Here is an 11151-nt window from a genome sequence, read left to right as displayed (position 1 = left end):
GGCCCGATCCGATCGGCATCCCCAGCGGCCCCCGGCTCATCCGGAAGATCCATTACCTAGAAACTATCCCGCGGCCCGACACTCCGTCGATGGGCACCGCTCCCCATGCAGCCCTGGCCTGTAAAGCACAGCAGGAAAGGTGCAGGGTCTCGGTGACCGGACGGGCTTCGGGCCTCGATCCCAGGCGGTCCAGAGCCTAGCATGGGATTATGTGCCGCAACATTCGGACCCTGCATAATTTTGAGCCCCATGCCACGACGGCCGAGGTGGAAGCCGCTGCGCTGCAGTACGTGCGCAAAATCAGCGGCAGCACCAAGCCGTCGAAAGCCAACGAGGAGGCGTTCACCCGCGCCGTGCATGAGATCGCCCATGCCACCCAGCACCTGCTCGATTCGCTGGTGACGCACGCTCCGGCCAAGGACCGGGACGAGGAGGCAGCCAAGGCCCGGGCCAAGGCGGCCGTCCGGTTCGGCGCCGCTTAGGCCGTTCAGCTAGTTGGAAGCGGGCTTGCCGAAGCTGCGCAGCCGCAGCGAGTTGGCCACTACCAGCACCGAACTCGCGGCCATGGCAGCGCCTGCGATCATGGGATTCAGCAACCCGAGCGCAGCCACCGGAATTCCGACAGCGTTGTAGAAGAAGGCCCAGAACAGATTGGTCTTGATGGTGGCCAGCGTGCGCCGGGACAGCTCGATGGCCTGAGCCACCTGCCCCAGGTCGTTGCCCATTACGGTCAGGTCCGCGGCCTCGATGGCCACATCCGTGCCCGACCCCATGGCGATGCCAAGATCGGCCTGGGCCAGGCCTGCTGCATCATTCACGCCGTCGCCGGCCATGGCTACCGTTGCGCCGCCGGCCTGCAGTTTCCGAACTGCGTCCACCTTGCCCTCCGGCAGTACACCTGCGAACACGTCTTCCGGCGCAATGCCGACGGCGGCGGCCACCTGCGCGGCCACCGCGGCATTGTCCCCGGTCAGCAGGATCGGCCGGAGGCCAAGCTGCTTCAGCCGCGAAATCGCGACAGCCGAACCCGGCTTGATGGTGTCCCGCAGCGACACGATGCCTGCTGGCTCGCCGTCCACGGCAACCCAGATCGCGGTGGCACCGGATTCTTCGGCGGCTTGGAGCGCCTGTTCCTGTTCCGGGGTGACAGTTATGCCGTTTTCCCGAAGCCAGCCCGTCCGTCCCGCGATGATGAACCGGCCGGCGACGTGTCCGGAAACTCCGCCGCCCGGCGCGGAACGGAACTGTTTGACGGCGGGAAGCCGCCCGCCGTCGTCGTTCCGGCGCTCAGCGGACAGCGCAGCGGACGCAATGGCGTGGGCGATGGGGTGCTCCGAAGCGGCCTCAACCGCCCCGGCGAGGCGCAGCACTTCGGCGTCGGTGTGCGTGCCGAAGGCCCTGGCGCCGTCCACGGCAAGATGTCCGGTAGTCACGGTGCCGGTCTTGTCCAGCAGGATGGTGTCCACGGTGCGGGTGTCTTCAAGGACCTGCGGACCCTTGATGAGAATCCCCAGCTGGGCGCCGCGGCCCGTGCCGGTGAGGAGGCCAACCGGAGTGGCCAGTCCCAGGGCGCAGGGGCAGGCGATGACCAGCACCGCCACGGCGGCGGTGAATGCCGCACGGATTTCGGCCGGGTCAATCACCGGGCCGCTGACGAGGATCCAGAGCACGAAAGTAACGACGGCGATCGCCAGCACAATCGGAACGAACACCGCGCTGATGCGGTCCGCGAGGCGGGCGATGGGAGCCTTGCCGGTCTGCGCCTGGGAAACCAGCCGGGCCATCTGGGCCAACGTGGTTTCAGCGCCAACCCGGGTGGCGCGCACCAGCAGGCGGCCGGAAGTGTTGATAGTGGCGCCTATGACAAAGCTGTCCGGGCCCACCTCGACGGGCACCGACTCGCCCGTGACCAGGGACGCGTCCACAGCCGAGTCGCCGTCGATCACCACACCGTCCGTGGCAATCTTCTCCCCGGGACGGACCACCATGACGTCGCCAACCGCCAACTGATCGGCGGGAATCCTTCGCTCCGTGCCGCCGGACAAGACTGTGGCGTCCTTTGCGCCCAGATTCAGCAGCGCCTTCAGGGCGTCGCCCGCCTTCTGCTTGGCGTTGGCTTCAAGGTAGCGGCCCAGCAGCAGGAAGGTGGTGACCACCGCGGCTACCTCGAAGTAGAGGCCGCCAGTGCCCATCTCCATGCCGGGGTGTTCCGTCATGCGGGGATCGGCCAGCAACTGCCAGGCCGAGAACAGGTACGCGGCAATAACGCCGATGGAAACCAAGGTGTCCATCGTTGAGGCGAAGTGCCGGGCGTTGATGGCCGCGGCTCGGTGGAACGGCCAGGCCGCCCACGTGACCACCGGCAAGGCAAGAACCCCCGCCACCCAGCCCCAGTCAGGGAACTGGAATGAAGGAAGCATCGAAATCGCGAACACCGGAACGGTCAGTACTGCCGCCACGATAAGCCGCGGTTTGAGTTGCGAGGCGGCGCCACCGTGCGCCAGGTGGCCGCCTTCCGCGGCGCCAGCGGGGACATGCTCTCCATGCTCGGTCGTTCCGCCGCTAGACGCATGCTGCCGCATACCTCCGGCATCGCCCCCGGCCTCGCCTCCGGCCACATGGCTCGGGTAGCGGGGAGGGCGGACCTTGGCCTTGTAGCCTGCCGCTTCCACGGTGGCCGTGATCTGTTCATCGGTGATGCCCGCCGGAACCGTGACCTGGGCCGACTCCAGGGGCAGGTTTACCGAGGCTTCCACGCCCTCGAGCTTTCCGAGTTTCCGTTCCACCCGGCCCACGCACGAAGCGCACGTCATGCCTTCGATGTCGAGTTCAATCACCCGGCTTCCCGGCTGGTGCAGCAGTTTCTCGTTACTCACAGAGTGTCCTTCCTGTGCGTGTCAGTGGTGCCGGTCTCGGCGGTCGGTGCCGGAATGCGGCGGGCGGGCGGGCTCAGGCTTCGTTGGCCACCACCAGGTAACCGGCCTCAGCCACCGCTTCTCCGATCTCGGAGCGGGAGAGCGTCTTTTCGGACGTGATAGTGACGGTGGAAATGCCACCTGCGTTGAGGTCGACGTCGACCGCTTCCACGCCTTCCAGGGCTTCAAGTTCCTCGCTCACGGAGGAAATGCAGTGTCCGCAGGTCATGCCGGACACGTTCACGATGGTGGATACGGGGCTCATGGTTTGCTCCTGATCTTCGGCGTTGCTGATGTTGCCGATATTGCCGGATTGATTCGGTTGAATCATCCGAATGGTGTGGTGCGTGGGGTTGCCGCTACCGCAGCAGGCGCCCGATGGCATCGGTAGCCTCCTTGACCTTGAAATCGATGGTTTCCGCGCGGAGGGCCGGGTCGGGTTCAGAGGCGGCCCCGACGACACAATGGCCGATGTGCTCCTCGACCAGGCCCAGGCTCACAGCGTGGAGGGCTTTGTTCACCGCGGCAACCTGCGTGAGGATGTCGATGCAGTACTTGTCCTCATCCACCATCCGCGCAATTCCGCGCACTTGGCCTTCGATGCGTTTGAGCCGGCGCAGGTATGCGTCTTTGTTCGAGGTGTAGCCGTGCTGGGGTGCAGTCTCGGCGTCCTCGGCCCGGGGAGCGTCTTGTGGTGAGTCCATACCCCCAACTTATACCCCTCAGGGGTATAATACAAGTACCCCCTGGGGGTATGTGTGGTGATTGCCGGTTACCGTTCCGCCGGGAGCTCGGGGGAAGGCGTCCCGCGCCCAACGCTGCCGATGCCGAGCAGGGATGTGGCGGCGACGGCCGCGGCGAGTACTCCGAGTCCCAGTGGCAGCGCGGAAGCTGTGGCCACGGCACCCACCAGGAGGGGTCCGCCGGCGTCGCCAAGTTCCCGCCCCAGCTCGGCTGATCCCATGGTCCGGCCCAGCCGCTCAGGCGGTGTGGTGGCGGCCAAGTGCGCGAAGCCCAGCGGTGTCGCCGTGCCTATCCCCACACCAATTGCTGCCGCGGCGCCGAAGATGGTGACGGGCCCGGGAAGCAGCGCCACGCACGCGATTCCGGCCGACGTCAGCAACAATCCAGCCGTCATGCCGGGGCCGTCCTGGATCCTGCCCCGATCACGCAGGCGGCCGATCCAGGGCTGGGTGGCAGCGGATGCGAGTGCGAGCAGGCTGACGGCGGCCACCGCGGCCACGGGATCCAGGCCGTGTCCGGTGGCCAGCGCGGGGAGGAAGCCAATTGCCGTGCCCAAGGCTCCGGTGGCTGCCGCCAGGACGAGCGTAGGGACAAGGAAACTGCGGTGCGTCACTTGGCGGGCAAGGTCCAGCAACGTGTACCGGGGCCGGGGCAACGGGTCCAGCCGCGGCAGCGCCACCATGGCCCACACTGCTGTGGCAGCCGCGAGGATGCCCAGCGTGGCAAAGAGGAGGGCGAAGCCGCCGAGGAAGATCAGCGCAGCACCGATCAGGGGTCCGCCAACGTAGCCCAGGCTCTTCCACGAACCGTAGCGGCCAAAATACGTTCCGGCGTTGCGGCCCGCGAGCCGCGCCACCATCGCTGACGACGCGGGTGAAAACGCAGAGGCGGCGGCACCTTGGCCGACCCGGGCGAGGCCGAGCATCAGGGGGTCTGCACCCCACGGCCCTATCAGCGACATCAGGGCAAAGGCGAAGAGCCCCGCCACCACCACCGGCTTTGCTCCAATACGGTCACTCAGGACTCCGAACACCGGTTTCAGCACCACTTCGGCAAGGTCGTAGACGGCCAGAAGGATACCCAGATTGAGCAGGCTAAGGCCGATATCACCGCTGTGGGCACCCATTCCGGCTGCGATGCTGTGCGCGCCGAAGGCAGTAACAAAGCCTGCAGCATAGAGCGGCGCGGTGACACCAGCGGTCGCTGTGGGGATTGGCGCTGTGGTCACCGAATTCGCTCCTGGAGTGCCGCCGGACATTAAAAAGCTCCGGAGTGCGTTATTGGGGGATACGCACTCCGGAGCAGCTTATGGGGCAGGTTCAACTTCTTCCTGCGAATATCAGCTTACTTGGCCGTAGCGGTGAGCGCCACCACCCTGAATAACTACTTTCGCTTTATTTTCACAGGGTCTTTCGTCCCCCTTTTCACGCCGTTAATTCACAGTGCCGTGGATTCACAACACCCCACCGGAGCCCAGACTGAGCTGGGTGGCATGGAAGTCGAAGTGCTCGATGGGGTAGGCGTAGACATCTGCCAGCGACATCCACTGCGTGAAGAACGGGTCCCAGCGGTCAGGGAAGGACATTCCCCGGGCCATCGCCGCGTCCGACTCACGGCCCATCCGCCGCTCAAGGGAGCGCGTGACCCGCCGGAGTTTCGCCGCCATCCGCTTACGGTTGAACACGCGGGCCGCAGCCTTGGAGCCCAGGTAATTGACGACGTCGAACGGTGCGGTTCCGGCGTTCAGTAGCCGCGCAAACCCGCGGCTGAAAGGTGCCGGCAGGACACCCAAAACGCGGACCAGGGGCAGCAGGGCCTGCACCACCATGTAGCCGAAAACCATATGGAACAGGAGTTCCTCGTTGGTCCAGCGGGTGCCCGAGCTGCGGCGGCGCAGGTCGGAATCGGACGCGGCGGCCAGCCATCGCTCAAGTTCCCTGACGTTGCGCTCGTAGCCGTGCTGGACAGTGCCTGGAGCCGCACTCACTCGGGTGTGTCCCGGTGGGCGCCCATGTGGGCCGGTACAACCAGGACGGGGCGGTCCTGATGGTGGGTCAGCCACGCGGCCACAGAACCGTTGAGGGCTGCCGAGATGCGGTGCCCCAGTCCGCGCTCCGGCGTTCCCACGATGATCATGGAAGCATTCGCCTCCGCCGCCACACGGCCCAGGGCGCGGGCAGGGTCCCCAGCCAGGATCCGCAGCGTCCACTCCACCGGCTTCGCGCCGCAGGCAGCCCCCACAAGGGCGCGGAGCTCTTCGCTTACGGTCCGGACATCGGCGTCGTCCTTGTCCGGATGCAGGGACAGCCGGTGCGCCGACCGCGCCGGATCCCACTCGACGAGGTAGCTCGCCTCGTCCACGTAGGCGCATAGCAGGGGAACGCCCAACTTTTCTGCGAGGCCGGTGGCCGACTGCAGCACTTCTGCGTGCTGGCCAGGCAGCACGCCGACCACCAGGGGAGGCGGTCCGCTGAAGCGCTCTGGAGACATACTCCATTGTGACCCTGAGGGCATCCCTTGAACAGCGCGGCCGTCAGTCAGGGCACTGGACGGTTCCCGTCCGGGGCCGCTTAGTCCGGTTCGTCGTCGTCCGGAGCCTCCCGAGCCGGCTTGGGGCGGCGCCATGTCAGCGTTACCGTGAAGTTTGAGCTGGTGCTGGCGGCAGCAATGAATGCCCCGGCTTCGGCGTGCAGGTCCAGACCGAACTTGACCGACACCTCGTCGGGTTTGTCGGGAAGGCTGGTGAGCTCATCGATGACGCCTTGGACCGCCGGCCGGATGTTGCTGAGGGCGCGCTCAAAGGTCTGCTGTGCCCGCGCGAAAACGCTGCTCTGTCCACCCCCGCGCGTCACCAGCCCGCCGGTGTTGTCTGAAACTTCCAGAAGCACGGTTCCGCCGTCGTTCGTCGGAAATTCCACCAACCGTGTCATCTCTCGTCCTTCCAATTCTGTCTGAGGGCCAGTCCCAGGAAGATCAAACCGCCGACGGCGACCGTTGCGTTCTGCACGGTGAGCACCACCGCCCGGGCTGAGAGATCATCTCCGGGGAGCCACATCAGCGGCAACGTGGCCAGGCAAACCAGCAGAAGCCAGCCGGCCAACGCCGGTGTTTTGGGAGCGCGGATGGCCAGAATGCCTGCCCATGCGCCGAAAAGTGCTTGGAACAAGGTGGCGGCCGTTGCCGCCCATAGAAGGTCCGTTTCCAGGCCAACCACGCCCAGCAGTGCACCGGCTCCGGCCGCTACGGCCAGCGTCACGCGCCCCCTTTCGGTCCGATCCGGCAGGCCGGCGAGCAGGAGCAGGAGGTAACCCGCTGGCGCCAGGAGTGCGTAGACAAAGCGCACGCTGACTTCCCCGCCGGAATACCACCAGTCCATGTCCACCCAGTTGAGGTAGGCGAAGAAGACCGCCAGGAGTGCCCCGGCCAGGGTCAGGACGATCCCGCCGGCCGCAAGGAACCGGGGATCCAGGGCAGCTGTCGTGGGCCTCCACTGCGGTTCCGGCGGAGGGCCTTCTGCGCTGCTCGGGGCCGGTGCAGCCTGGCGGGCAGTCCTCTGGGCTGCTTTTTCCGCCGCCCGCAAAGCGTCGTTTTCGCGGCGCAGTTCGTTTCGCGCCTTCGTCGCCAGTCCTTCCGGATCTGACGCAGCGGGATCCACGGCAAACAGTTCGGCCGCCACGTCCACCGCGGCCTGCCAGTTTCGGCTGCCTGCGTGATACTCGAGCTCACCCTGCAGGTCGGCTGTCCGCTGCCGTTTGGCGCAATCCCGGGCGCGGGCGGCGGCGTCAGGGAAATCGGGATCGTCCTGCACTGCGGCGTAACCGTCTGCAGCGGCCGTCCAATCTCCGGCGTCTTCGGCTTCCTTGGCGTGGCGGTAGGCCTCGGAACGTTCCAGATGCTGAGCAGCGGAAGCGCGAAGCAGCGCCGCATCGCGGTAACTTCCGTCGAGGGTCAGCAGGTCATCGAACAACTCGATGGCCACCGGATAATGCTTGGTCCTCAGCTCGGCGCAGGCCTGCACGTACAGCGCGCGGAGTTCCGCCTGCCGGATCCGGCCACTGGACGGCTCCGCCGATCCGGCCGCGCTGTTCGCGGACGTGCCCGCGGCCGGCTCCACCGGTGCAGCCCTTTCCTTTACCGCTGGGCGGGCCGGTGCCTTCAAGTTGAACAGCGTGGTGTCGCCACCCCTGACGTAGAGCGCAGGCGTCACCCATTCCAAGGTTCCGTCAGGGCTTCCCATGACGGAGATCCGCCCCACGCGGGCGGCCTCGTCCACGCCGCGGCCGTTGGCGATCGCGGCATAGAAGCCCTGTGCAAAGGCGATCGCGGCGCCGTCGCTTATGGCGAACTGCATCGCTGCTACGGCACTGATGCCGCTGCGGACCAGGGTGGAAGCTGTGCCGGAGAAGAGATCCTCACGGCCGGTTTCTCCGGAGGAGCAGGAATTCAGGACCACCAGGCGCGGGCGGGGCACGGCAACGCTCAACAGGGCCATCAGGCGGATGGCCCGCACCATGGATGCCCGGCCGTCGGCCCCCACCAGGGCGATCCGGCCTTCATCGCTCCTGGCGTCGTAGTCACCGTGGCCGATGAAGTGGACTACGTGCCAAGGTCCTTCCAGCAGCATCGACTGGATCTCGTCCCACGCGCCGCCCGGCGACCACACAAGTTCAATCCTGCCTTCGGAAACCGGGCCCGCCAGGGCTGCAGCAAGGTGGTTGCGTTCCGCCTCGACGTCGAGCAGCGGAAGGTCGCGCGGGGAGGCAATCAGGCCAAGGATCCTCAGCGGAGGGACGATTTCCAGCGGGTTCAGGTGATAGTCCGGTGCGGGAATATGGCGAAGCAATGGCTCCGTCTGGCACAGGTAGCTTTCGGTTTCCGGATCAAACAACATTTCCCACGGCATCGCAGCCAGTTCAGGAGCAGCGAGGCGCAACACCACTCGCAACTGCTGGCCGCTGTGCTGCGCGGCGCCCAGGCTCGCCCGGTACGTTCCGTAGACCTCGCGGGTAAACAGGGCCTGGAAGAGTTCCTGGCCCACTCCCCGGACCGGAAGCTCGGCGACCGGCGTGGTGCGCCGGGCGGACACGGCGGAGGCCAGGACGGTGGACTCCAGTTCGGCGCGGCGTTCCAGGATCCGGTCCACGTCCAGCCTGAACACCCCTGAAGCGTTTCCTCCGGCCGGCGCCTGAACCACGCGCACGGTGTACTCGCCCCGCTCGGAGCCTGATGCGAGTTCGAGTTCTATGTCACCGTCCATGGCAACCTTCTCAGCGCAGTGCGGAGTCCCCACAGCGGACTTTCGGCGCCGGTCGTTCCGGTGCCGGACAGCCCTACAAGACAAGACTGGCGCAGCGGAAGTGCCTGCACAAGGGCTGACCGGCCGCGCGCCCGGGAAAGCGGGTACAACGGCCGTTGGGCCCTTGTACACCCCTTTGCCGCGGAATAACGTTGAGGCATAGGGAGAGGTGGTCCGCGGTGGAAATCTACATGTGGTGGCTTGATCTGGACCTGGCCAGCAAGGAATGGCTGCGCGAGAACCTGCGGACGGAGGAATTGCCGTTGCCTGTGCTGCAAGGGATTGCCGAGGCCGGCGGCCCGCACCCTGACACCGCAACCGGAGTCCTCACGAATGCGGATTGGGACTTCATCGAGACGCAGTCTGAATTCGTGGACTGACCGCCCGGGCGCATAATGCCGCGCCAAAACCATTGCAGCCTCCGGGCGGGAGTGGTTGCATGGGGTGCATGGCCACCGAAGAGAGTTATGTCCTAGCGATCGGAACCAAAAAAGGGCTATGGCTGGCGACCAGCCAGGACCGGCAGACATGGTCCATGTCCGGCCCGCATTTTCTGATGAGCGAAGTCCCCAGCATCGGCATCGACACCCGCAACGGGCGTACCCGGATCATGGTGGGTGTCCGCTCCGAGCACTGGGGACCCACCGTTGCGCATTCGGACGACCTCGGTGCCACCTGGACCGAACCGGAGCAGGGTGCCATCAAGTTCCCGGAGGGCACTGACGCCGCAGTGGAGCGCATCTGGCAGATCTACCCGGACGCCGACGCCCGCCCGGGTGTGGTCTGGGCCGGCGCCGAACCCATTTCAGTGTGGAAATCGACTGACGGCGGCGAACACTTCGAGCTCAACCGTGGGCTCTGGGACCATCCGCACCGCAGCGAATGGGGCGCCGGCTACGGCGGCGCGGCCGCGCACTCTATCGTGGTCAATCCCTCCGGGAACAACGTGCACGTCGCGATGAGTACGGGCGGTGTGTACCGTTCGCTCGACGGCGGTACCTCCTGGGAACCCAGGAACAAGGGCATTTCGGCGTACTTCATGCCGGATCCGAACCCCGAGTTCGGCCAGTGCGTGCACAAGATCGCGGCGGATGCCGCCGTCGAGGGCCGCCTTTACGCACAGAACCACCATGGCGTGTACCGCACCGATGACAACGGCGAGAACTGGGAGTCGATTGCGGAAGGCCTTCCGGCCGATTTTGGTTTTGTGATGCTGACGCATCCCCGGCGGCCAGGGACCGCGTGGGTGGTCCCGCTCAAAGCCGACGGCGAACGCATCCCGCCGGACGCGAAGCTGGCCGTGCACCGGACGGACGATGCGGGGAAGACCTGGAAGCGCCTGGATTCCGGGCTGCCGCAGGGCGAATACAACGCGGTGCTCCGTGACGCTGCCTCGGTGGATACTGCGGAACCGGCCGGGGTGTACTTCGGAACGCGCGGTGGCTCGGTCTACGCCAGCCCGGACGAGGGCGAGCACTTCACCGAAGTGGCGTCACATCTGCCGGACGTCCTGTGTGTCCGCGGGGCCGTGGTGTCCGCGGCCCTGGTGCCTGGCGCTCCGGTACCCGCTTAAAGGTCCGTTGTGGCTGACATCAGCGTGGTGCTTCCCAGCATCCTCCAGCCGCTCGCCGGCGGGCAGTCCATCCTGACTACGCCCGCCGACGGGGCGGTGACTGTGGGGATCCTGCTGGACTCGCTGGCCGGGGATTATCCGGTCCTTGCGAGGCGGTTGAGGGATGAAACCGGTGCCATCCGCCGCTACGTGAATATTTACGTGAACGGGGACGAGGTCCGGCGCTTGAGGGGACTGGAAACTGAAGTGGCTGCCGGCCAGGAAGTGGTGATCATCCAGTCCGTGGCGGGCGGCTGAAGGGCTCAGGCTACTCGCCAAACGCTGCATTCATCCGTATTGATCGCCTTGCGCATCCCGGTCTGACGGTCCATGATCCACACGACGCCGATGCCCGGCGCAGTTTCCTGCACGCGGCCCCGGCGGATCACCACGTCGTCATAGCTGGGGCCCACGGACAGGCGGGCTTCAATCTCGTCGCCGCGGTGCAACTGGTCCAGGGCGCGAACACGGGTTACATGGGTTTTGGCTTCCTTCAACATGGCGGGGCCTCCTGAGCTGGAGCTTGTGCTGGTGCCTGCAATTGCCGGCACATCCAGTTTCCTGCGCCATTGTTGCCGCCGCGT

At 66.2% G+C, this 11151-nt stretch carries 13 protein-coding genes; 4 read left to right on the top strand and 9 right to left on the bottom strand.

Features of this window, described 5'->3' with window-relative positions; translation table 11 throughout:
* The first annotated feature begins 209 nt into the window (after positions 1-209).
* Positions 210-482 (top strand): DUF2277 domain-containing protein, encoded by a 273-nt coding sequence (locus tag ASF98_RS14540; protein ID WP_055803013.1) that lies wholly within the window; start codon positions 210-212, stop codon positions 480-482.
* Positions 483-491: 9 nt separating this feature from the next.
* On the opposite strand, the gene ASF98_RS14535 is transcribed toward ASF98_RS14540, so the two are convergent.
* From ASF98_RS14535 to ASF98_RS14500, 8 genes are all read right to left on the bottom strand, one after another.
* Positions 492-2876, bottom strand: coding sequence for a heavy metal translocating P-type ATPase (locus ASF98_RS14535; RefSeq protein WP_055803011.1), 2385 nt, complete (start codon positions 2874-2876; stop codon positions 492-494).
* 73 nt (positions 2877-2949) lie between these two features.
* Positions 2950-3180, bottom strand: a complete 231-nt coding sequence (locus ASF98_RS14530) for a heavy-metal-associated domain-containing protein (protein ID WP_055803021.1) — start codon at positions 3178-3180, stop codon at positions 2950-2952.
* A gap of 94 nt (positions 3181-3274) precedes the next feature.
* Positions 3275-3619 carry a metal-sensitive transcriptional regulator gene (locus ASF98_RS14525; RefSeq protein WP_055803009.1) on the bottom strand — a complete coding sequence of 115 codons (345 nt, stop codon included), beginning with the start codon at positions 3617-3619 and terminating at the stop codon, positions 3275-3277.
* 68 nt (positions 3620-3687) lie between these two features.
* Positions 3688-4887, bottom strand: a complete 1200-nt coding sequence (locus ASF98_RS14520) for an MFS transporter (RefSeq protein ID WP_055803008.1) — start codon at positions 4885-4887, stop codon at positions 3688-3690.
* A 225-nt stretch (positions 4888-5112) separates the two neighbouring features.
* Positions 5113-5646, bottom strand: a complete 534-nt coding sequence (locus ASF98_RS14515; RefSeq protein WP_055803006.1) for a DinB family protein — start codon at positions 5644-5646, stop codon at positions 5113-5115.
* On the bottom strand, positions 5643-6149 hold the full coding sequence (locus ASF98_RS14510; protein WP_055803004.1) for a universal stress protein: 507 nt from the start codon (positions 6147-6149) through the stop codon (positions 5643-5645). The genes ASF98_RS14515 and ASF98_RS14510 overlap by 4 nt, the downstream gene beginning before the upstream one ends.
* Before the next feature lie 80 nt (positions 6150-6229).
* Positions 6230-6589, bottom strand: coding sequence for a CU044_2847 family protein (locus ASF98_RS14505; protein WP_055803002.1), 360 nt, complete (start codon positions 6587-6589; stop codon positions 6230-6232).
* Positions 6586-8916: a CHAT domain-containing protein gene (locus ASF98_RS14500; protein ID WP_055802999.1), complete on the bottom strand. Its 2331-nt coding sequence runs from the start codon at positions 8914-8916 to the stop codon at positions 6586-6588. Before ASF98_RS14500 ends, ASF98_RS14505 begins: the two co-directional genes overlap by 4 nt.
* A gap of 218 nt (positions 8917-9134) precedes the next feature.
* Between ASF98_RS14500 and ASF98_RS14495 the strand changes: the two genes are divergently transcribed.
* Genes ASF98_RS14495 through ASF98_RS14485 form a run of 3 tightly spaced genes read left to right on the top strand, consistent with a single transcriptional unit; the run spans position 9135 to position 10825 of the window.
* Entirely contained in the window at positions 9135-9335 is a 201-nt protein-coding gene (locus tag ASF98_RS14495; RefSeq protein ID WP_055802996.1) for a hypothetical protein, read from the top strand.
* Between the two features lie 59 nt (positions 9336-9394).
* Positions 9395-10528, top strand: a complete 1134-nt coding sequence (locus tag ASF98_RS14490) for a WD40/YVTN/BNR-like repeat-containing protein (protein ID WP_055802995.1) — start codon at positions 9395-9397, stop codon at positions 10526-10528.
* 9 nt (positions 10529-10537) lie between these two features.
* The gene (locus ASF98_RS14485) at positions 10538-10825 is read left to right on the top strand and encodes a MoaD/ThiS family protein (protein ID WP_055802993.1); all 288 of its coding nucleotides are present in this window, start codon (positions 10538-10540) and stop codon (positions 10823-10825) included.
* A 5-nt stretch (positions 10826-10830) separates the two neighbouring features.
* On the opposite strand, the gene ASF98_RS14480 is transcribed toward ASF98_RS14485, so the two are convergent.
* Positions 10831-11067: a hypothetical protein gene (locus tag ASF98_RS14480; RefSeq protein WP_028271406.1), complete on the bottom strand. Its 237-nt coding sequence runs from the start codon at positions 11065-11067 to the stop codon at positions 10831-10833.
* Between the last annotated feature and the right edge of the window lie 84 nt (positions 11068-11151).

Origin of the sequence: Arthrobacter sp. Leaf337, from assembly GCF_001423745.1 — a bacterium.
Classification (GTDB): Bacteria; Actinomycetota; Actinomycetes; order Actinomycetales; family Micrococcaceae; genus Arthrobacter.
This window is presented reverse-complemented; position numbering and strand designations above follow the sequence as displayed.